Origin of the sequence: Streptomyces sp. NBC_00876 (assembly GCF_045207435.1) — a bacterium.
Classification (GTDB): Bacteria; Actinomycetota; Actinomycetes; order Streptomycetales; family Streptomycetaceae; genus Streptomyces.
Map to the genome: position 1 here is coordinate 7,369,040 of NZ_CP108800.1, position 20,875 is coordinate 7,389,914.

General features: G+C 70.9%; 16 protein-coding genes and 1 tRNA gene. 5 read left to right on the top strand and 12 right to left on the bottom strand.

Features of this window, described 5'->3' with window-relative positions; translation table 11 throughout:
* Nucleotides 1–231 precede the first annotated feature (231 nt).
* On the top strand, nucleotides 232–1,809 hold the full coding sequence (locus OG782_RS32275) for an aldehyde dehydrogenase family protein (RefSeq protein WP_406457059.1): 1,578 nt from the start codon (nucleotides 232–234) through the stop codon (nucleotides 1,807–1,809).
* Between the two features lie 23 nt (nucleotides 1,810–1,832).
* On the opposite strand, the gene OG782_RS32280 is transcribed toward OG782_RS32275, so the two are convergent.
* The gene (locus OG782_RS32280; RefSeq protein ID WP_406457061.1) at nucleotides 1,833–3,137 is read right to left on the bottom strand and encodes a DUF2254 domain-containing protein; all 1,305 of its coding nucleotides are present in this window, start codon (nucleotides 3,135–3,137) and stop codon (nucleotides 1,833–1,835) included.
* A gap of 246 nt (nucleotides 3,138–3,383) precedes the next feature.
* On the opposite strand from OG782_RS32280, the gene OG782_RS32285 reads away from it, so the two are divergent.
* Nucleotides 3,384–3,468 (top strand) — tRNA-Leu (locus OG782_RS32285).
* A 123-nt stretch (nucleotides 3,469–3,591) separates the two neighbouring features.
* Nucleotides 3,592–4,461, top strand: coding sequence for an RNA methyltransferase (locus OG782_RS32290; RefSeq protein ID WP_406457063.1), 870 nt, complete (start codon nucleotides 3,592–3,594; stop codon nucleotides 4,459–4,461).
* 8 nt (nucleotides 4,462–4,469) lie between these two features.
* Here OG782_RS32290 and OG782_RS32295 read toward each other — a convergent pair whose 3' ends face one another.
* From OG782_RS32295 to OG782_RS32320, 6 genes are all read right to left on the bottom strand, one after another.
* On the bottom strand, nucleotides 4,470–6,116 hold the full coding sequence (locus OG782_RS32295) for an FAD-dependent monooxygenase (protein ID WP_406457065.1): 1,647 nt from the start codon (nucleotides 6,114–6,116) through the stop codon (nucleotides 4,470–4,472).
* 193 nt (nucleotides 6,117–6,309) lie between these two features.
* Nucleotides 6,310–7,299, bottom strand: a complete 990-nt coding sequence (gene sph / locus OG782_RS32300) for a sphingomyelin phosphodiesterase (RefSeq protein ID WP_406457067.1) — start codon at nucleotides 7,297–7,299, stop codon at nucleotides 6,310–6,312.
* Nucleotides 7,300–7,466: 167 nt separating this feature from the next.
* Complete coding sequence (locus OG782_RS32305) at nucleotides 7,467–8,111, bottom strand: class F sortase (RefSeq protein ID WP_406457069.1); 645 nt, start codon at nucleotides 8,109–8,111, stop codon at nucleotides 7,467–7,469.
* Nucleotides 8,112–8,203: 92 nt separating this feature from the next.
* Nucleotides 8,204–8,644, bottom strand: coding sequence for an LPXTG cell wall anchor domain-containing protein (locus OG782_RS32310; protein WP_406457071.1), 441 nt, complete (start codon nucleotides 8,642–8,644; stop codon nucleotides 8,204–8,206).
* 103 nt (nucleotides 8,645–8,747) lie between these two features.
* Nucleotides 8,748–10,955 (bottom strand): sensor histidine kinase, encoded by a 2,208-nt coding sequence (locus tag OG782_RS32315; RefSeq protein WP_406457073.1) that lies wholly within the window; start codon nucleotides 10,953–10,955, stop codon nucleotides 8,748–8,750.
* Complete coding sequence (locus OG782_RS32320) at nucleotides 10,942–11,667, bottom strand: response regulator transcription factor (RefSeq protein WP_406457075.1); 726 nt, start codon at nucleotides 11,665–11,667, stop codon at nucleotides 10,942–10,944. Before OG782_RS32320 ends, OG782_RS32315 begins: the two co-directional genes overlap by 14 nt.
* Before the next feature lie 181 nt (nucleotides 11,668–11,848).
* Here OG782_RS32320 and OG782_RS32325 point away from each other — a divergent pair, with 181 nt between their 5' ends.
* Nucleotides 11,849–12,682: a maleylpyruvate isomerase family mycothiol-dependent enzyme gene (locus tag OG782_RS32325; protein WP_406457077.1), complete on the top strand. Its 834-nt coding sequence runs from the start codon at nucleotides 11,849–11,851 to the stop codon at nucleotides 12,680–12,682.
* 59 nt (nucleotides 12,683–12,741) lie between these two features.
* Here OG782_RS32325 and OG782_RS32330 read toward each other — a convergent pair whose 3' ends face one another.
* Both OG782_RS32330 and OG782_RS32335 read right to left on the bottom strand, forming a co-directional pair.
* Nucleotides 12,742–14,550 carry an AAA family ATPase gene (locus OG782_RS32330; RefSeq protein ID WP_406457079.1) on the bottom strand — a complete coding sequence of 603 codons (1,809 nt, stop codon included), beginning with the start codon at nucleotides 14,548–14,550 and terminating at the stop codon, nucleotides 12,742–12,744.
* Between the two features lie 210 nt (nucleotides 14,551–14,760).
* Nucleotides 14,761–15,198 carry a hypothetical protein gene (locus OG782_RS32335; protein ID WP_406457081.1) on the bottom strand — a complete coding sequence of 146 codons (438 nt, stop codon included), beginning with the start codon at nucleotides 15,196–15,198 and terminating at the stop codon, nucleotides 14,761–14,763.
* Between the two features lie 336 nt (nucleotides 15,199–15,534).
* Here OG782_RS32335 and OG782_RS32340 point away from each other — a divergent pair, with 336 nt between their 5' ends.
* The gene (locus tag OG782_RS32340; RefSeq protein ID WP_406459390.1) at nucleotides 15,535–16,551 is read left to right on the top strand and encodes an alpha/beta fold hydrolase; all 1,017 of its coding nucleotides are present in this window, start codon (nucleotides 15,535–15,537) and stop codon (nucleotides 16,549–16,551) included.
* 364 nt (nucleotides 16,552–16,915) lie between these two features.
* Here the strand turns inward: OG782_RS32340 and OG782_RS32345 are convergent, their stop codons facing one another.
* From OG782_RS32345 to OG782_RS32355, 3 genes are all read right to left on the bottom strand, one after another.
* Entirely contained in the window at nucleotides 16,916–19,816 is a 2,901-nt protein-coding gene (locus tag OG782_RS32345; RefSeq protein WP_406457083.1) for a tetratricopeptide repeat protein, read from the bottom strand.
* A gap of 215 nt (nucleotides 19,817–20,031) precedes the next feature.
* Nucleotides 20,032–20,448 (bottom strand): hypothetical protein, encoded by a 417-nt coding sequence (locus tag OG782_RS32350; RefSeq protein WP_406457085.1) that lies wholly within the window; start codon nucleotides 20,446–20,448, stop codon nucleotides 20,032–20,034.
* A complete protein-coding gene (locus tag OG782_RS32355; RefSeq protein WP_406457087.1) occupies nucleotides 20,400–20,864 on the bottom strand; it encodes a hypothetical protein in 465 nt (154 codons plus the stop codon). The genes OG782_RS32350 and OG782_RS32355 overlap by 49 nt, the downstream gene beginning before the upstream one ends.
* Nucleotides 20,865–20,875 lie beyond the last annotated feature (11 nt).

Here is a 20,875-nt window from a genome sequence, read left to right on the forward strand (position 1 = left end):
TATTCAGCCCCTCCGGCGTTTGAGGAGCGGGGTCCGGGGCGGAGCCCCGGTTACGGGAAGGGGCGGGGAGGGGACAAGGCCCGCCGCAGGCGCACCACCCGCACACCCGCACCACCCGCGCCGCCGCCACACCGCCGCACCGGAGTCCGCCCCACCCCCGGCACCACCCAGACCCCACCCCCACCCCACCCCAACCCCCGCCCCGACCGTGCACCGAGAGCGGAGACCCTCATGGCCCCCAACGCAACCCTCACCCCGGACACCACACGCCGCCTCACCCTCAAACCGGGCACCGCGTGGTCCGACGCATGGCGCCGCTGCCTGACCGTCGCCCCCGAGGCATTCCAGGACGACCGCGTCCTGAATCTCTGGGACTCCACCTGGCAGCGCGACGGCCGCGCACTCCCCGCGACGACCCCCGTCGACGGCACTCCCATCGCGGGCCCGCCCCGCCTCGACGCCCGGACCGCCACCCGCGCGGTGCGCGCCTCCCTCGACCAGCACCGCGCCTGGCGCCACATCCCTCTCCCCGAGCGCAGCGCCCGCGTGGCCGCCACCCTCGACTCCCTGACCGAACACCGGGAACTGCTCGCCCTCCTCCTGGTGTGGGAGATCGGCAAGCCGTGGCGTCTGGCGCTGGCGGACGTCGACCGGGCGATCGACGGCGTGCGGTGGTACGTCGACAACATCGACCGGATGCTCACGGACCGCAGCCCGCTCCCCGGCCCGGTCTCCAACATCGCCAGCTGGAACTACCCCATGTCCGTGCTGGTCCACGCGATGCTCGTGCAGGCGTTGGCCGGCAACGCGGTGATCGCGAAGACCCCCACCGACGGCGGCGTGGCGTGCCTGACGCTGGCCTGCGCGCTGGCGGTACGCGAGGGCGTCCCGCTCACGCTCGTGAGCGGCAGCGGGGGCGAGCTCTCCGAGGCCCTGGTCCGCTCGCCGGAGATCGGCTGTGTCTCGTTCGTCGGCGGCCGCGACACCGGTGCCCGCATCGCCACGGCGGTGGCGGACCTCGGCAAGCGGCACATCCTGGAGCAGGAGGGGCTCAACACCTGGGGCATCTGGAACCACACGGACTGGGACGCGCTCACCGCCGTGATCCCGAAGCTCTTCGACTACGGCAAGCAGCGCTGCACCGCCTACCCCCGCTTCGTCGTGCAGCGCAGCGCGTTCGACGCGTTCCTGTCGGCCTACCTTCCGGCGGTCCGCTCCCTGCGGGTGGGCCACCCGCTGGCCGTGGCGGACCCGTCCGATCCGCTCCCCACCCTGGACTTCGGCCCGCTGATCAACGCGGCCAAGGCCAAGGAGCTGGCGGATCACGTGGCCGAGGCGATCGACCGCGGCGCAGTCCCGCTGCACCGCGCCGACGCATCCGCGTCGGAGGGCCACTTCCTCCCGGGCCAGGACACCTCCGCGTACCTCCAGCCGGTCACGCTCCTCAACCCGCCCCCGTCCTCGCCGCTGCACCACGCGGAACCCTTCGGCCCGGTCGACACGATCGTCCTCGTCGACACGGAGGCGGAGCTCCTGGCGGCGATGAACGCGTCGAACGGGGCCCTGGTCGCCACCCTCTCCACCGACGACCCCGCGACGTACGAGCGGCTGGCCCCCCAGATCCGCGCGTTCAAGGTCGGCCACGGCAAGCCCAGGTCCCGGGGCGACCGCGAGGAGCTGTTCGGCGGCTTCGGGGCCTCCTGGCGCGGGGCGTTCGTGGGCGGTGAACTGCTCGTCCGGGCGGTGACCGAAGGCCCGGCGGGGGAGCGCCTGCCGGGCAACTTCCCGGACCACCACCTGATGCCGTAACCGGCCGGGGCCGGTTTACCGGTTCACCCGATCCCCTGGCGGTCGGGAAGCAGCGCGAACTCCCGCTCGGCCGCGTCCGGCACCGTGCGCTCCACCGCCTGCACCAGCAGCGCACGGTGCCGGAGCAGCGGCTTCTGCCGCTCCGGCCCTGCGAGCAGCACCAGGTCGTCGATCCCGGCCAGCAGCCTCCGGGTGACCTGCGGGCTGTCCGTCGCGCACCGCCGGATCTCCTCGAATCCGAGATCCACCAGGTCCGCCCACCCCGGCACGTCCTGAACGAGCCGCACCACACCCTTGCGGTCCCGGTGGTGCACCGCGCCGAGGGGCAGGTCCGCGACGGCCGCGAGGAACTGCACGATCCGGTCCAGGCACTGGACGGCGGTGGTCGGATCGTTCACCGCCGGGGAGAGCGCCCGCAGCGCGATGTCCGACAGCTGGCGCAGCCCGAACGCCAGGTCCTGGTGGAGCGTGCGCTCGACCCCGACGGACACGGTGTACCGCAACGCGCGCCGGGGCGGTGCGGCCCCGCCGTGCACCGCCAGCACGGCCGTCCCCGGCACCACGAAGTCCCCGAGCCGGGGGATCAGCCGCAGCACGACACCCTGGTGCCGCGCGGCCCGCACGAGCCGGGACACATTCACGTCCCGCAGCACCCCGGCCCGCCCCTCGTGGACGATCTCCGCGCTCTCGGCCGCGAGTGGTTCCTCCTGGGGCCGGCCTGCGGGCATCCGGCCCAGCACGTGGAAGGAGTCCCGGGTGATGCGGTCGACGACGGGCCCGACCTGCATGAGGCGGAGGGTGGAGCTCACATAGGCGATGAAGAGCAGCAGGCTGAGTCCGACGAGTGCGCCGGTCAGCATGCCTTGCAGAAACGGCACGGTCGTGACCCGGCGCGGATTCAGCTCGCTCTCGTACGAGGTCAGGACCAGCAGCGAGAACACGAACGTCGCGAGGAAGACCGACAGCGTGAGCTTGCTGATCCGGCTCCGTACGAAGATCCGCACCACCCGGGGCGTGAGCTGGCCGCTCGCCATCTGCACGGCCACCAGCGAGATGCTGAAGACGACACCGATGAAGGTCATCATCGCCGAGCTGATCGTGACGACGATCGTCTTGGTGTCCTCGGCGATCGACACCAGGTCCTGGATCTCGTCGTACGCCTGCTCGTCGTGGAGGTAGGAGACGAGCTGCTCGTCGAGCGCCGAGGCGATGAACCAGAGCACGACGGCGCACACCAGCGTCACGGTCGGGGCGAACCAGAAGGTCTCGCGCAGATGCTCACGCAACGGCGACAGCGCGCGGGGCGGGCGGGAGCCGCGATCACTCATGCCGGCGAACGTAACCCGCCCCGCCCGTCCACCGTCGGAAGCCGCCGCCGACCCTCCGGAGGCACTGTCTGTACGCGGGTCGCGACGGAACGTACATGAATGCCGGACGCGGTGCCCAGGACGTCTCGCGGATACCCCCGCACCGCACCGGCCAGGGCGATGACCACCGGAAATGCAGGTGAGAGGCACCCCAAACCCCTGGTATTGTTTTCTTTGTCGCCACGGGAAACCGCGGCCGACCACCTGGTCCGGGTGGCGGAATGGCAGACGCGCTAGCTTGAGGTGCTAGTGCCCTTTATCGGGCGTGGGGGTTCAAGTCCCCCCTCGGACACTCATCCAGTCCCCATGGCTCTTATGAGCCGTGGGGATTTTTGGTTGTCGGCAGGGCGGGTCACCGCGCCAGGCCCTCCCGGTGAACCGCCGGTGTGCCCGGCACCGCTCCTCGGCTGGGACAATGGTCTCTCAACGACGATCTTCACGTGGGGGACCACCGGTGGCTGTGCAGCGGATCTCGACTCGGAATGCCCGCTTTCAGCAGTTCCAGACGCTGCTCACCAACCGGACCAAGCGCGGCCGTGCGAAGGAGTTCCTCGTACAGGGCGTGCGGCCGATCACCATGGCCGTGGAGCACGGCTGGACCGTCCGCTCCCTGCTGTACGACGCGAGCCGTCCGCTGTCACGGTGGGCCGAGGAGCTGATGCGCGGCGTGACGGCAGAGCGCATCGCGATGGAGCCGGAGCTCCTCGCGGAGCTCAGCGAGAGGACCGAGGGCGCCCCGGAGGTTCTGGCCGTGGTCGCGATGGCACCGGACGATCTGTCGCGGATCGCGGTCCGCGACGACTTCCTCGGGCTCGTCTTCGACCGGCCCACCCAGCCCGGGAACATCGGGAGCATCGTGCGCTCGGCCGACGCCTTCGGCGCCGACGGGCTCATCGTCACGGGGCACGCGGCGGACGCGTACGACCCCAAGGCCGTACGCGCCACGACGGGCTCGTTCTTCGCGCTGCCGGTGGTCCGCAGCCAGTCGCACCACGAGGTCCTGGAATGGCTGGAGAAGGAGCGCGCCCAGGGGCGGCCGGTGGCAGTGGTGGGCACGGATGAGCAAGGGGACTCCGAGGCATCGGAGTTCGACCTGACCCAGCCGGTCCTGCTGCTCATCGGGAACGAGACGGCGGGGCTCAGCGCGGCCTGGCGTGAGAGCTGCGACCACGTGATCAGTATTCCGATGACGGGGGCGGCGAGCTCCCTCAACGCGTCCAACGCCGCCTCGATCGTGCTCTACGAGGCGCGTCGCCAGCGTCTGGCCAAGCAGCGCGCCGCGTAGAACCGTCGTCATCGCCCGGCTGACAGTGCCGCGAGGTAGTCCGACACGGCCTCGGCGGTGCCGGAGAGCGGGAAGCGGGCGCCTAGTTGTCCGTCCGGGCGTATGACGAAGCCGGTCGGACCCTCCGGGCGGTAGAGCCGGGCGAACTCCCCGGCCCCGTCGCGGTAGCCGGGGGTGTCCGCCGGGGCCTCGGCGGACACCAAGGTGACCGTGTGCAGGCCGCCCACGGTGAATGCGCCGTCGGCGGTCGCGTCCGCCGGGCCGGTGCTCTTCTCCGCGTACCGGAGCAGCACGTGTCCCGTATGGCCGCGCAGGACGTCGAGCAGGCGCAGCGGATAGACGGCGACCGGGGTCGTCAGGCCCTCGCAGTCGGGGGCCCGGTCGCCGGGCTGGGGTGCGTCGGCCGGGCCGTACGGGGTGCCGGAGAGCGGGCCGTCCCGGTATCCGACGAGCAACTGTGCCTCGCGGAGCATCACGGTCCGCATGTCGTCGGCGTCGCTCCCCATGCCCTGCGTGGCGTGCCGGACGGTCCGGCCGACGACCTCCTCGCCGACCGGGCGGCGTTCCGCGTCGTAGCTGGTGAGCAGGGCCGGACCGGCCTTCCCGTGAATGACCAGGGCGAGTTTCCAGGCCAGGTTGCAGGCGTCCTGGATGCCGGTGTTCATGCCCTGGGCCCCGGTGGGCGGGTGGATGTGGGCGGCGTCGCCCGCGACGAACACCCGGCCGTCGCCGTAGCGGTCGACGATCCGGTGGCTGATCCGGAAGACGGAGGACCAGCGCATCCGGGACAGTGCGGCCGGTACAGGAGCCAGGCGGTCGACGACGGCCTGGATGTCGGAGAGCTGTGGTGTACGTCCGCCCTCCAGACCGTGCACCACCTGGTCCCGCCGCGCCGGAACCTCGCCGGCCGGAGTGCCGTCCGCCGGGCGGGTGGAGAGGGCGGGCGGGACGAGCATGGACATCCGGTAGCGGCCCGTGCCGGGAAGCGGAATGCAGACCAGCAGGTCGTCGGTCGCGCCGTCGTCCGCGGTGTGGGTGGAGCGCACCCCGTATCCGTACGGCAGGTCCCAGTCGGCCTCGACATCGGCCAGCATGTACTCCTCGGCGAACGCCCCGCCCTCGAACGCCAGCCCCAGCCCCTTGCGTACGACGCTGTGCGCACCGTCGCAGCCGATCAGGAAGCGGGCACGGACCTCTTCGGCGGCGCCGGACGCGGTGGTGAGCAGGGCCGTGACCCCGTTCGCGTCCTGGGTGAACGACAGCAGTTCGGTGCCGCGCTCGATGGCTGTGCCGAGGCCCGCCACGTACTCCTCGAGGATGCGCTCGGTCTCGTACTGCGGAAGCGCGGCGAAGCCGTACGGAACCTCGGGCGGCAGCACGAGGTCGATCCGCGCCACCTCGCTCCCGTTGACGTGGATCAGCTGGCCGCGCATCGGGGCTGCGGCCTCCAGCACGGTGGGAGCCAGGCCCATCCGGTCCCAGAGCTCCAGTGTGCGTGGCTGGATGCCGACGGCCTTGGCATAGGGGAGACGGGCCGGCAGCCGGTCGACGAGCCGGCATGCCACGTTGCGGCGGCGCAGTTCGGCGGCCGCGGTCAGCCCCACCGGACCGGCGCCCGCGATCAGAACGTCGGTGATGGTCTGGGCGTGCGTCACGGCCGCCTCCCGGTGCCTGGCCCCCGGCCGGTCCCTCACACCATGGTCGCCCGCCGGGACGCGGGAGGCGAGCCGGGGACCGGGCCGGGGAAACAGGGCGGGGAAACAGGGCGGGGAACCGGGCGGCGCCGGGGCGGGCCGGAGCGACTGCCCGGCGGCCTGCCCAGGCGGCCTGCCCAGGCGGCCTGCCCGGCTACCTTCCCGAGGCGACGACCGGGTAGTGATCGGAGAGATTCGTGTACGTGTAGTCCGTGCCCCAACTCGACACGGTCCAGGGCGTGCTCTCCTCCTTGACCACCTCGTTCGTCCACCCCGCCGGCCGCGTGTGGCCGGTGCGGTGCAGCACGTGATCGAGGTCCTCGCGGGGGTCGTCGGGGTAGCGGTCGGAGGCGATCGAGTTGGCCTGTGTGTCGAACGAGTAGGGGTACCCGGTGCGGGCGTCCGCCCCGCTCAGTCCGCCGTCCGCGAGCATCGACGCGTACTCGGGGGAGCGGGAGTCGACGTTGAGGTCACCGGCCACGATGACCTGCTCCGACGCGGGGATGTTCTTGGCGTCGAGGAACGCGTCGATCTGCCGGAACTGCCTGCCGCGTATCGAGGCCGCCTCACCCGCGCCACACCCCGGATCCGTCGACTGGGTGTGCGTGCCCACGATGTGGACCCGTGCGCCGTTCACGTTCAACTCGGCATAGGCGAAGCCCTTGTTGGACCACCAGTCGCTACCGCAGGCGTCCTTGTAGATGTGCTGCTCCTGCCGGACGATCGGCCACTTGCTCAGCACGGTGACCCCGCCGTCCTCCGGAGTGGTGGCGGAGTACGCCCCGCCGGTGGCGTCCCAGCCGTCCTTGCTCCGGCCGACCACCGGTGTGTGGTACGGGTACTGGCCGGACGCGTTGCTCGTCAGGGCGTCCGACGCGGAGTTGTCGAATGCCTCCTGCAGTACGACGACGTCATTGCCCCGGAAGAAGGCGGCCTTCGGGATCTCCGCCGCCCGATGTGCCTGACCCCAGTTCGGATACAGGCTCGTGCTCATCAGGAACGTGTTGTACGTGAGCACCCGCAGCGCCGGTGTCGTGGCGGCCGGTGCGGCCGAGGCGTACGGTGCGCCGGCGGTCAGGGTGACGGCGGCGAGCGCGGCGGACAGGGTCACACCGGAGGTACGGCGTAGTACGGAGTGCGGCACGGGGGCTCCTGGTTCTGCTGCTGCAGTTGGGGGGTGGACAAGTCCTGAAGCCCATGAAAGCAGGGGGAGTTACCCGTGGGTAGACGTGAGGTGCCGGGAGTCCTGCCCGCTGCCGTCCATCCGGTGTCGTCACGTGCGCCGGTCCTGCCGCGCTCGCGCCGGTTCTGTCACTTCCTCGTCGCGTAGACGATGAGGTTGTCGACCGGATGCCCGGCCGCGTCGAACGCGCCGTCGCAGGTGATCAGGCGCAGGGCGCGTGCGTCGGTGCGGCCGTAGACCCGCGCGGTCGGGAAGGCCTTCTTGCTCGCCGTCTCGCGGCCGGTGACCTCGAAGTGGACCTCCGTGCCGCGGTCGTCGCGCACGACGATGTCCGCACCCTTGGCGATCTTCTTCAGGTCGTGGAAGACGGCCCGGCCGTAACGGGTGTCGTTGTGGCCGATCAGTACGGCGGCGCCAGGATCGCCGGGTACGGAGCCGCCGGTGTACCAGCCGACGGTCATGCCCTTGTCGGCCGGCGGTACCTCGACCGTGCGGTCGGCGTTGAGGCCGAGGCGCATGACCGCGCTGTCCACCCCGAGGGAGGGGATGGAGACATGGACGGGCGGCCGGGCACCGTCTTTCGCCGGGGCTGTGGCACCGGCCGGGGCGCCGGCGTCGGGGGTGTCGGCCGTGGCGGGCGCGTGCGCGCCGGCGGCCGGGGACTTCGACGGTGCGGGGCCGGAGCAGCCCGTCAGCGCCATGAGTGCGGCCAGGGCGAGGCAGGCGTACACCGGCGGTGCGGTGCGCCGAAGGGGCTGGGGTGTACGGGGCATGGGGAGAATGGCTCCAGAAGGGATCGAAAGACGGCGGTGGCACCGCCCGTTGAAGGGCGGTGCCACCTCCGTCCCGTCGGCTGCGGGGTGGGTCAGCCGTTGCGGCGGCGGCGCAGTACGAACGTGCCGGCGCCGGCGACCAGGAGAGCCGCCAGGGCGGAGCCCGCCACGGTGGCCGTGTTGTCGTCCGACGTGCCGGCCGGGTGCTCACCCGCCGCGACTCCGCCGCGCGGAACGACCGACGGCGCCGCCGACGGGGTGGCCGTCGGGGTGCCCGAGGAGGAAGGCGCAGGGGTGGCGGTGGGGCTGTCGCCCGCGGCCACACCGCCCCGCGGTGCCCCGGACGGCACGACGCTGGGGGCGGCGGACGCCGCGGAGGAGGCGGATACGGAGGGCTGGGCGGTGCGCGGTGACGTCGGCGCGGATGTCGGGGTGGGGGAGGCGTCGGCGAAGGCCGAGGCCGCCGGTACGCATACCGCGCCGGCCGCGACAGCGGCGAGGACAGCGGTACGCAGAGACGTACGCAGGGGCATGGGGATGGCTCCGTTCCAGGTCGGCCTCGACGGCGCCGCGGTGCTGGTGCGCACCGCGGCGCGAGGCGTGCCGACAGGCTGGCGCGAAGTTGTGAAGAAGCTGTCAGATCGCTGTGGTCATCGCATCAGGCTCATCCGAACTGTCAGCCGGACCCACCGCGGAGCCTGCCCCGGGTTCCTTTGCGGAGCCGGACCCGGCGCCCGGGAGGGAGCCTCCCTCGGGCCCCGGCACCGCGCCCGGCCCCGAGATGTCCGGGCCGTCGGCCGGGAGGCGGAGTGTGAAGACCGAACCCTGCCCCGGCACGCTCACCGCCGTGGCCGTGCCGCCGTGCGCCTCCGTGAGCTTCCGTACGATCGCGAGGCCGAGCCCGCTGCCTCCCGTGCGACGGCTGCGGGACTTCTCGCCGCGCCAGAAGCGGTCGAAGACATGGCCGAGGTCCTCGGGCGGGATGCCGTTGCCGGTGTCGGTGACGTCCACCAGCACCGCGTCCCCGTGCTCGGAGCCGTACGGCCGCAGCGTGACCCTTCCGCCCGGCGGAGTGTGGCGTACCGCGTTCGACACCAGGTTGCCGATGGCCTGGCGCAGCCGGACCGGGTCGGCCGTCAGCTCCGGGACGGGGCGGTCCGGCGGCGACGGGAGCACGGTCAGCGCGACGCCGGCCGTGTCCGCGCGGGCCTGGTGCGCCGCGGCGACCTGACCCAGCAGCTCGGCGACGCGTACCGGTCCGGTGTGCAGCCGCAGCGCGCCCGCATCGGCCTGGGCCAGGTCCTGGAGGTCGTCGATGATGTGCTGCAACTGCACCGCCTCCTCGTGCAGGGAGGCGATGAACGCGGGGTCCGGTTCGGCGACCCCGTCCTGCGCCGCCTCGAGCCAGCCGCGGATGTTGCTGAGCGGTGTGCGCAGCTCATGGGCGACATCGCTGACCAGGGCCTTGCGCTGGGCCTCCAGCCGGGCGCGGTGGGCGGACATGTCGTTGAACGTGGCGGCGAGGCGCCCGATCTCGTTGTCCGCCGTCACCAGCACGGGCACGTTGTCCTCACCGTCCCGCATCCGCTGTGCGGCACCCGTCAGGGCGCGCAGCGGGCGTACCAGCCGGGCGCCGACGAGCACCGACGCGCCGACGGTGAGAGCCAGGACGAGAGCCGCCGCGCCCGCGATCCTCGCGGTGTTCGCCGGGGAGAGGTCGAAGCCCGGCACCGTGGCGCCGCCGGTGTCGCTGATGAACAGCAGTGCGGGCGAGGCGACGTACGAGCCGAGCTGTTCACGCCGTGCCGTTCCCACGCACGAGGCGACGGCCCGGTCGTCCTCGCTGGTGCCGGCCGCCGACGAGGCGCCGTCACCCGGAACGACACTCGGCGTGGCCGTCGGTGTCGCCGTGGGCGCCGCGCGGGGAACGACGGCGGGCATGGAAGTCGGTGTGGGGCCGGGCGAGGTGCTGGGTGCGGTGCTCGGCGCCGTCGTGGGGCTTTCCCCAGCGGGCCCGGGCTCCTGCGCCGCCTGTCCCCAGGACAGGTCGAGCTTCAGATGTACGCCGGAACGGTCCTGGCGCTTCAGACAGGCGTCTGCCAGCTGGTTGAGGGACTTCAGGGCCTTCTTCTCGGTCCGCGTCGGACTGTCCAGCGCATCGATGGCGCAGCGGGTGCCCTGAACCCGTTCCGGGTCGTTGCCCACCACCTGGATCAGGGGGCGCCCGCTCGCGCTGCGGAGCACGTCCGCGGCGATCCCGGACCGGCTGAGGCAGGCCACGCCCCGGTCGGCGACCTGTTGCAACTCGGTACGCTCCGATGCCGGCAGCCGGAACGGCCCGACCGCACGCGGATCGACCCGGTCGGCAGGGGCACCGGACGCCCCCGCGCTCTCGGCGGCCAGCGCGGTGTCCACGGACAGCGGGTCGACGATCGCCGACGCCTGGGCCGGCAACGCCGCCGACGACTCCGGCGGTGCCGAATCGGCGAGAGGAGCGCGCTGCTGCGTCGTCAGCGTGATCCGCCGGCCGGAGTGCTCGGCCAGGTCGCGCACCGTCTTCTCGACGCCGTCCCAGGTGGGATGAGCCGCCGCGTAACCGAGCAGGCTCTGGTAGATCCGGGCATCGGCGGTGAGATTCTGACCCTGCTCCTGCAGAATCGCGCCGGATGTCGTCTGCACGGCGAGCCAGGCCGTGGCAGCCACGGAACACGCCGCCACAAGTGCCGAGACGGCCAGCAGCCGGGCGAACAGGCTTCTGCGCAACGGCAGTCGTACCCGCCGCCCGGCTTCCAGGGGCGTGCGGCGTGTCCGGCCGCGCGGACGCCGCTCCCTACGAAGAGGCACGTTCTGCCGCCTTCGCAGGGTCCGTCAGCTTGTATCCGATACCGAACACGGTGAGCAGCCGGGCCGGCCGGCGCGGGGCGGGCTCGATCTTCTTGCGCAGGTTCATGACGTGCACGTCCACGGTGCGGTCGCTGATGTAGCGGTCGAAACCGTGGAGTTCGGCGAGGAGCTGCTGCCGGGAGAAGACCCGGTCGGGCTCTGCCGCGAGCGCGGAGAGGATCCTGAACTCACCCGGCGTGCACTCCACGGCCTCGCCCGCGACCGACACCACGTGCCGGGTGGGATCGACCACCAGCGCCCCCACCGTCAGCACGGCGGGATCGGACGGGCCGGCGTCCGAGGCGCGCCGGTTGCGGCGCAGCAGCGTACGTACCCGGGCCATCAGCTCACGCGGGCTGTACGGCTTGGTCACGTAGTCGTCGGCACCGAGATCGAGGCCGAGCAGCAGATCGTCCTCGGTGGTGCGGGCCGTCAGCATCAGCACCGGAAGTTCCCGGTGCTCGGCGCGCAGGACCCGTACGACGTCGAGGCCGTCGGCCCGGGGCATCATCACATCGAGGACCAGCAGGTCGGGCTCCCGGTGCCGGACCGCGTCGAGGGCCGCGAGACCGTCGACGGTGACGGTCACACGGTGACCTTCCCGTTCGAGGTAGCGGCGGAGGAGTTCGGCCTGTTTCTCGTCGTCTTCGGCGATGATCACGTTTGCGCACACGTGCTCGATCGTAGAGGGGTTCGAACGGTGGGTGCCGACCTCTTGCCGGGAGGCGGGGCGACCTGCTCTTGTGTACCCGCAGGTAACAGGGATGTCGGCAAGCAGGACGGGCAGCCGCGACACCGGGCACGGGCAACAGGCCCGGGCACCGGGACGCGGCGTTCACGAGGGTGGTAGCGCAGTGGAGCCAGTGACGGGGCAGGACACGCGGGGCACGCTGCCCGAAGGCCTGCCCGAGGGGCTGGCGGAAGCCATACGTACGACGGCCGAGGAGATCGCCGGACTCCTGCGCCACGCTCCCGGCACCGGCGCCCGCGTGCCGGGTCTGGAATGGACCGTGGGCGAGGTGGCCGCGCACCTGGCGCAGGCCAACGTGCTGATGGCCGAGGTGGCGGCGGGGCGGACCCACAGCTACGGCGACGGCACCCCGCAGGGCATCGCCGCCGCCAACGAACAGGCCCTCGCGGCTTTCGGCGAGCGCGCCGCGGAACCCCTGGCCGAGATGATCGTGACGCAGGCCGCCGCGTACCTGGACGCGGTGGCCGGGCGCCCGGCGGACGAGACGCTGATGACGCCGATGGGCCCGATGAACCGCGCGGTGCTCGGCTCCTACCTCCTGACGCACATGCTGGGCCACGGCGTCGACCTGGCCCGCGCACTGAAGCGCCCGCACATGGTCGACCGGGCCAGGGTCGCGCTGGCGCTCCCGTTCATGATCGAGGCCATGCCACGGGTGACCGACGCCGCCACCACGGCAGGGCTGAACGCCCGCTACGCGGTCCGGCTCTGGGGCGGCGGTCACTTCGGAGTGACGTTCACGGACGGCGCGGCGAGCGTGGGGCACGAACTGCCGGACCGCCCCGACTGCACGATCTCCATCGAGCCCGTCACGTTCCTGCTGATGGCACTCGGCCGCTGCGCCCCGGTGGGCGCCATGGCCAGGGGGCGGGTCCTCGCGTGGGGCCGCAAGCCGTGGATCGGTCCGCGCTTCCCGGCGTACTTCAAGGCGCCGTGACAGCTGGGGCGGGCCGGGCGTTCGGAACCGGTCGCACGGCCTCGCCCCTGCTTCCCGTCCTAGCCGCCGTTCCGGTCGCCGTTGTTGTGGGACTCCATGAGTTCGTCGTGCGCGGCCACCAGGTCCTCTGCGAGCACCGTCACCATCTCCTCCCGGGTGGGGGTACTGGTGGCGTGCAGCGCGTACAGCCGCAGATCCCGCTGGGCGGCGGCCTTCTGGCAGAGCTCGCGCGCGAACCGGGCATTGCCCACGGTGTCGGCCATTCCGCCGTCCACGATCGCCGTACAGAACGAGCCGAGGACCTCGACGGCCCCGGCATCCGGCTCGTCACCCTGGGAGGCGAGGACCGAGCGGGCGATCAGGACCAGCTCCTGCGCGGAGTACGACGGGAAGTCGACACGTGTGGTGAAACGGGAGACCAGGCCGGGGTTGGCCGCGAGCAGACCGGCCATCTCGTCGCGATACCCGGCGAGTACGACGACGAGCCGGTCCCGGTCGTCCTCGGCCCGCTTCAGCAGCACTTGCAGGGCCTCGTCCCCGAACGCGTCGCCGCCGCTGTACCCGCTGTTGGACAGGGCGTACGCCTCGTCGATGAACAGCACCCCGTTCAGCGCCGAGTCGATGACCCCGCTCGTCTTGATGGCCGTGGACCCGAGGTGCTGTCCGACGAGGTCGACCCGCTGGGCCTCGATGACATGCCCCGAGCTCAGCAGCCCGAGCCCGGCGAAGACCTTGCCGATGATGCGGGCCACGGTCGTCTTCCCGGTGCCGGGCGGCCCCGCGAAGACGAAGTGGCGCGGCCGCGCCCCACCGGGAAGGCCCTGCTCCTCGCGGAGCGCGGACATGCGCAACTGGGCTATGAGGGTGAGCACTTGGCGCTTCACCGGCTCGAGGCCGATCATCTCGTCGAGCGACTTCTGCGCCTCGGCGAGCAGCTGGGCCCGCTCCTCGGCGGACGGTCCGCCGGCATCGGGTGCCGGGCCCCCGGTTCCGCCCTGGGGCGGGCCCCCGGCCGGTGCCGCGACGGTGGGCTTCGGTGCGTCGGGCCGCCTCGGCGGAGCAGCTTTCGGAGCCGGCGCAGGGGCGGGCGGGGCAGCCGGAGCGGCCGGTGCGGATGTCGGGCGGGCCTGGGCGCGGACGTCCACGTCGAAGAGCCCCGGCGCGCACCGGAAGGCGTACTGGTAGCGCTTCAACGCCTCCTGCTGCTGCCCCAGTTCCTCCAGCGACCGGCCCATGAAGTACTTGGCCTCGGCGTCGAACCGGCTGCCGGCCCCCAGCTTCCGCGGCAGGGGCGACAGCACGTTCACGGCCTCGTGGTAGACGCCCTGCGCGAAGAGCGCCGCACCGACGTACAACTGGGACTCGTCATACAGGAAGGCGTCGCCGATTCCGGTGGCGAACCTCAGCACGAGGGCCCAGTCCTCCTTGACGAACGCATACCGCGTACAGACGAACCGGGTCTCGTCGCAGTCCAGTTGAGCGGTCGAGAGCCCCGCCCACGCCTCGTCCGGCTGCCCCTTGTCCAGCAGCGAGGACATGGCCGCCAGCCACAGATCGCGGGCGTTCTCCAGGCGGAAGGTGACGTAGTGGCCGATCTGGAACGTGGACCGGAGCGGCATCCCGAACTTCGTGCGCAGCGCACCGAAGCTCCCGGAGTTCCGGAGCATGGCGTCCAGAGCCTCCTGCTGATTCGCCCCGGTCGCGTGAAGCCCCAGCCAGGCGTCGGCGGCGGAGGGGTCGTGGTGCGCGGCGAGCGCGAACTGTGCGGCAGCACCCGCGGTGTCCCCCTGCTGCCTGAGCAGCATCGCCTGGCTCCACGCCTGCTCGGCCTTCCTGACCGACCCACGGCTCGCGGCTGCACCCTGCACGTGACTCTCCCCTCGACGGGCGCGCAGCCCGCGCCGGCGGCCGACGGGCCACCGGATTCACCTGGAACGGTGCTCAGGATATCCAACGTGGTCCGGCGCCTGCGGGGCGCACGGGACGGCGTGGGCCCGTGCCCCCGCTCGTACCGGGTGGCCGGGGCGGCCGGCTGTCGCCGGGCGGCGGACGCAATACGGGATGAGCCGGCCCCGGGGTCACGCGGCCATGGCGACGGACGCCTTGCCGAGCACCGCCCCGCGAGCCCCGCCCGCCGTGCGCTCGCGGAAGACCACCATGCGCAGCAGGGCGAACCGCCCGATGCCGGCGAGTGCCGATGCCGACAGGTAGACGCTCTGCTGAACGAGCGCCGACGGCTCTGACCGAACCGCGTACAGACAGAGCAGCGCCCCTGTCGTGAAGGCGTAGCTCACGGCGACGGTCAGTCCCGACTGAAGGTGAACACCCCACCCCCGGCGCTCACTCCGGAACGAGACCCGGCTGTGCAGCTCGGTCGCGATCACCGTCGAGACCACGGTCACCAGCGCGTTGGCCACGGCCAGCGGCATCCGGTCGTGGAGCAGGACCAGCACTCCGCTGGAGGCGACCCCGACCCCGCCACCGCACACCACAAAGCGCACGAAGGCCGCGACCATCGGGTGAAGTGTGCGCGTCGGCCGGGGTGCAGGGGCGGTCACGGGATGCCTCCGTAGGGGAGTGAGGAGCGGGTGGATCGATTCCACCCCAGAACCTACGGACCCGGCGTCCTCCGGACGACCCGGTATTCCCCCTACCTTCCTGGGGGTTGTCCCCCAGGGGATGGCCACAGCCCCTCGGCCGCACCCTCCCGACCTGCCGGAACTCCGCGCTCAGTCCGGAACCTAGCGGAAATGTCCTGGGCTGGAGGAGGTTCTACTCTCTCAGTCGATGAGCCAGTGAAGACGGGAGGCGATCTCGTGCCCAGCTCCGCAGAACTCGCACCGTACCTGCCCATGCACACGAACCCGCTGCAGTCGGTGACCGGGGAGCCGGTACGCCTCAGGTATCACACGGTGCACGGATACCGCCGCGCCTACCGGATCGCCGGCGAGGGTCCGGCGATCCTCCTGATCCACGGCATCGGCGGCTCCTCGGCCACCTGGAAGAACCTGATCCCCGAACTGGCCCGCAACCACACTGTCATCGCCCCCGACCTGCTCGGCCACGGGGCCTCCGACAAACCGCGCGCCGACTACTCGGTCGCCGGGTACGCGAACGGGATCCGTGACCTCCTCGGCGTCCTCGGCATCGAACGAGCCACGCTGATCGGCCACTCCCTGGGCGGCGGCGTCGCCATGCAGTTCGCCTACCAGTTCCCCGAGCGGACGGACCGGCTCATCCTCGTCAGCGCGGGCGGCGTGGGGAGAGAGGTCACCCCGGTCCTGCGCGCGGTGTCCCTGCCCGGCGCGGACCTCCTGCTCTCGACCCTGAGCCTCCCCGGAATGCGTACCCAGGTCGGCCTCCTGACCCGCCTGATGAAGCTCCTGGACACCGACCTGGGCCAGGACGCCGCGGAACTCCTGAACGTCGTGGACGCCCTGCCCGACGCCACGTCCCGCGCCGCCTTCATCAGCACCCTGCGCTCGGTGGTCGACTGGCGGGGCCAGTTGATCACCATGCTGGACCGCTGTTACCTGGCCGCCGGCATGCCCACGATGCTGCTCTGGGGGACCCGCGACAGCGTCCTGCCGGTACGCCACGCCTACCGCGCCCACGCGGCGATGCCGGGCAGCCGCCTGGAGATCTTCGACGGCGCCGGCCACTTCCCCTTCCACGCCGACCCGGTCCGCTTCTGCGCCCTGATCGACGACTTCATCAGCACCACGACCCCGGCGGACTGGAGCCCCGAACGCTGGCGCGTGGTCCTGCGCAAGGGCCGCCCCGGCAGAACCCCCGGCGTGATCGGCGCCGCCCTCCACCGCGCGGTGGAGCGCAACCTGCGCGAGAGGAGCGAGCGCAGCGCCACGTGAGGCGGGAGCGGGGGAGGCGGATCATCCGGGCCGGGGGACCCATGGTGCCCTCGGGATTCAGGGGCTCGCGCCACGCCGCGGCCGAACTGGCAGACTGGATAGGCATCTTGTGGACGCACGCCGATCCAGTGCCAGGAGGCCCGCCGCATGACCGGAGCCCGCAGCGATTTCGCCGTCGAGCGAATCGATACCGGCAGGCCGCATCCCGCCCGGGTGTACGACTGGTTTCTCGGCAGACACTTCCTCTATTCATAGAGTACTCGAGCCATCACACAGAGGTGTCTTCCCGGGTGGGATCTCGGTGGTGATCAGACGGCACTCTGCGGTTGGCTGCACCGCTGAGTGCGCCAGATGAAGTGGTCAACTACTGTTCTGCCGCTTTAGCCCGAGCTAGGTTGTTGTGACTGGCCAGGGTGATGGGGTGGGTGTCGCCGAGGATCTCTTCGCTCTGGGCGAGGGTGGCCTCGTAGAGCGGGATCGCCCGTGTAAGATCCCCGGCACTCTCGTAGGCGTAGGCGAGGTTGTTGCGACTGTTCAGGGTGTCGTGGTGGGTGTCGCCGAGAACCTCCTCGCACTGGGCGAGGGTGGCCTCGAAGAGCGGGATCGCCTGCGCTGTCTGCCCGGCACTCTCGTAGGCGACGGCGAGGTTGTTGCGACTGTTCATGGTGTTGGGGTGGGTGTCGCCGAGGATCTCTTCGCTCTGGGCGAGGGTGGCCTCGTAGAGCGGGATCGCCCGCGCGAGATCCCCGGCACTCTCGTAGGCGCCCGCGAGGTTGTTGCGACTGGTCAGGGTGTTGGGGTGGGTGTCGCCGAGGACCTCCTCACGCTGGGCGAGGGTGGCCTCGAAGAGCGGGATCGCCCGCGTGAGATCCCCGGCGCTCCGGTAGGCGTAGGCGAGGTCGTTGCGACTGGTCAGGGTGTCGGGGTGGGTGTCGCCGAGAACCTCCTCGCACTGGGCGAGGGTGGCCTCGAAGAGCGGGATCGCCTGCGCTGTCTGCCCGGCACTCTCGTAGGCGCCCGCGAGGTTGTTGCGACTGGTCAGGGTGTTGGGGTGGGTGTCGCCGAGAACCTCTTCACGCTGGGCGAGGGTGGCCTCGAAGAGCGGGATCGCCCGTGTGAGATCCCCGGCGCTCCGGTAGGCGTAGGCGAGGTTGCTGCGACTGGTCAGGGTGTCGGGGTGGGTGTCGCCGAGAACCTCTTCACGCTGGGCGAGGGTGGCCTCGAAGAGCGGGATCGCCCGCGTGAGATCCCTGGCACTCTCGTAGGCGTAGGCGAGGTTGCTGCGACTGGTCAGAGTGTTGGGGTGGGTGTCGCCGAGAACCTCCTCGCACTGGGCGAGAGTGGCCTCGAAGAGCGGGATCGCCTGCGCTGTCTGCCCGGCACTCTCGTAGGCGCCCGCGAGGTTGATGCGACTGGTCAGGGTGTTGGGGTGGGTGTCGCCGAGAACCTCCTCACGCTGGGCGAGGGTGGCCTCGAAGAGCGGGATCGCCCGCGTGAGATCCCCGGCACTCCGGTAGGCGTAGGCGAGGTTGCTGCGACTGGTCAGGGTGTCGGGGTGGGTGTCGCCGAGAACCTCCTCACGCTGGGCGAGAGTGGCCTCGAAGAGCGGGATCGCCCGCGTGAGATCCCCGGCACTCTCGTAGGCGTAGGCGAGGTTGCTGCGACTGGTCAGAGTGTTGGGGTGGGTGTCGCCGAGAACCTCCTCACGCTGGGCGAGAGTGGCCTCGAAGAGCGGGATCGCCTGCGCTGTCTGCCCGGCACTCTCGTAGGCGCCCGCGAGGTTGATGCGACTGGTCAGGGTGTTGGGGTGGGTGTCGCCGAGAACCTCCTCACGCTGGGCGAGGGTGGCCTCGAAGAGCGGGATCGCCCGCGTGAGATCCCCGGCACTCCGGTAGGCGTAGGCGAGGTTGCTGCGACTGGTCAGGGTGTCGGGGTGGGTGTCGCCGAGAACCTCCTCGCACTGGGCGAGAGTGGCCTCGAAGAGCGGGATCGCCCGCGCTGTCTGCCCGGCACTCTCGTAGGCGACGGCGAGGTCGTTGCGACTGGTCAGGGTGTCGGGGTGGGTGTCGCCGAGAACCTCCTCACGCTGGGCGACAGTGGCCTCGTAGAGCGGGATCGCCCGCGCTGTCTGCCCTGCCTGTTGGGCATTCTCGGTAGCCCTGTCGAAGATATCGAAGGTGCTTACGGTAGCGCTGGCAGGTGGGAGGTTGATGGCGAGGGCGGTGATGTGGGGTACCAGTGCCCCCAACTGCCATGCAGTAGCGGTTGGCAAGGCGTCGTCGCCATCGAACACGGCTGCGTGAAGGGCTAGTTCGGCGTTGCCCCTCCCTGCTGAGAGGTGGTCACTGTCTGCTGCGGGGGGTGTTCGCAGTACGGCTTGGACGAGTCGGTGCATGCTGAAGTTCGGACCGGAGAGCGTGATCATGTTGTAGGCGCGCAGGACACCGAGAGCGTCGTCAATCTCGTCGTCAGCTTCATCCACGGTGGGCGCGAGGGGGGCCAGGAGAGCGCGGGGGATGTCGTCTGGGGCGAGCCAGGCTGCGGCGTTGAGGAGTGTCACGGCGAGGGGACCACGTTCGCGGATGGCCTGGATGGACTGGTTCCAGACGCGAGCCACTGTGCGTTCGGGGTCGATGCCCTCGGAGTGCTTGGGGAGCATCCGTGGCAGCGCTCGCCGGTAGGCGCCGATTCCCTTTCCCGTCTGGTGAAGGTAGGCGCCGGCTTGTTCCAGCGCCAGCGGAAGGTATCCGAGTTCCGCAGCAAGATGTTCGGCTTCCTTGCGCTGCTCCGGAGTAGGCGCCTGGCGGTCGTAGGCAAGCGAGCACAACAGATCAGCAGAAGCCTCGGCGTCGAGGAGATCCAGAGCCAGAGTGTGGCGGATCGCGTGCCAGCCAGTGGCCTTACGGCTGGTCGCCAGATGATGCCCGTCCGGCAGGGAACCGAGATAGGGGAGCAGATGTTTGGGGTGTTCGACGTTGTCGAAGATCAGCAGCCAGCCCGGATGCCACTGCAACCAGGCCATCGCCCACGCTGCGCGCTCCTCGAGTGTGACGCTGTGGGACCAGTTCGGACATAGTCGGAAGGTCAGCGCAGCAAGGCTCGCCTCGATCGATACCGGAGACTCGGCGTTGATCCACCACGTCAGCCTGTAGGCGTCCCGGTATCGGATCGCGTAGTGCAGGGCCAAGGCGCTCTTGCCGATGCCTCCCAGGCCGTGAACCGCGCCTGCCTGCGTCACCGCCGCGTCGCCGTTGCTGGTCAGCATGCTGCGCAACTGATCCAACGCTTCATCCCGGCCGACGAAAACCCCGGAAGGCGAGCCAGGAAGATTGGCCGTACCAGGCGCTGCCTCTACCTCCTTTGCCCACCTCACCGCTTCAGGTGGAAGGATGACGACGCGAGCATGGTCACCCGTAAGCGCAGCCCCGATCGACTGGGCGGCCACCGACCGATCACCTGACGCTTCTAAACTGGGCATGGTCACGGCCTCAGGGTGGCGTTGTCGCCGGTAATCGCGGTGGTGATGCGCTGTGCCGCGATGGCCCGCTCACCCGATGCCGTCACCGAAACTGCTGATCCGGCGGGCAGCAGGGCTACCAACTCCGCCAGGAGTTCCCTGTCTTCGCGCAACGCACGCTTGATCTGCTGACGCAAGGCCGCCGCGGCATCCGCATCGGCCGGTGCTTCCGCTGCTTCACCTACGGCCGCCTCCAGCTCTGCGCGCCCCGGGCCGCCCCTCCGACGCCAGACCGAGTCCAGGAGCCTTCGCCCCACGTTCGCCGTGGCATCAACGGCGGCGTCCTCTGCCCGGCCTAACACACCAACCCCGTAGGCAGTCAAAGCCGCCGTCAGATACGGACCGGCTTGATCCACCAAGGCAACGATTTCAGCATCCACGCCCGCGTCCCCGTTCTTCTTCTGGCCTTGTGCGAACTCAGTGTGGCCCACTGCCCTGCCGCCCGAACATGGAATGAGGGACAGCAGTCAAGTTGCTCTACCGAGAACGCCCGATGAACCGCAGCGCCTGCGATGCCGTCGTACGGTCCCATCTCTCCGCGCAACCACGGACCGAACCACGGACGAGTCAACGGGTCCGTAGCGCCCGACACCTCCCAGTCATCGGCCCAACCGACGATGTGGCCACCAAAGGCCGCCACAGCCTGAGCCACCTGGACGGCCTGCTTCGCCGGGCTGTTGGTCTTCTCCGTCTTCCTCGACAGACGACGCACGGCGACCATGCACTTGCCGCACCCGTCATACGGCTTCGTGATCACGTCTTCGACCTGCTCAGGGGTACCCACGCTCTTGATCATTCCCATCCGCT

What these genes read in the sequence shown, in the direction of transcription:
- OG782_RS32340 (WP_406459390.1), top strand. Translation starts at nt 15,535, where the DNA reads ATGCACACGAACCCGCTGCAGTCGGTGACCGGGGAGCCGGTACGCCTC.
- OG782_RS32335 (WP_406457081.1), bottom strand. Translation starts at nt 15,198, where the DNA reads ATGGTCGCGGCCTTCGTGCGCTTTGTGGTGTGCGGTGGCGGGGTCGGG.
- OG782_RS32345 (WP_406457083.1), bottom strand. Translation starts at nt 19,816, where the DNA reads ATGCTGACCAGCAACGGCGACGCGGCGGTGACGCAGGCAGGCGCGGTT.
- OG782_RS32280 (WP_406457061.1), bottom strand. Translation starts at nt 3,137, where the DNA reads ATGAGTGATCGCGGCTCCCGCCCGCCCCGCGCGCTGTCGCCGTTGCGT.
- OG782_RS32290 (WP_406457063.1), top strand. Translation starts at nt 3,592, where the DNA reads ATGGTCTCTCAACGACGATCTTCACGTGGGGGACCACCGGTGGCTGTG.
- OG782_RS32355 (WP_406457087.1), bottom strand. Translation starts at nt 20,864, where the DNA reads ATGATCAAGAGCGTGGGTACCCCTGAGCAGGTCGAAGACGTGATCACG.
- OG782_RS32305 (WP_406457069.1), bottom strand. Translation starts at nt 8,111, where the DNA reads ATGCCCCGTACACCCCAGCCCCTTCGGCGCACCGCACCGCCGGTGTAC.
- OG782_RS32310 (WP_406457071.1), bottom strand. Translation starts at nt 8,644, where the DNA reads ATGCCCCTGCGTACGTCTCTGCGTACCGCTGTCCTCGCCGCTGTCGCG.
- OG782_RS32275 (WP_406457059.1), top strand. Translation starts at nt 232, where the DNA reads ATGGCCCCCAACGCAACCCTCACCCCGGACACCACACGCCGCCTCACC.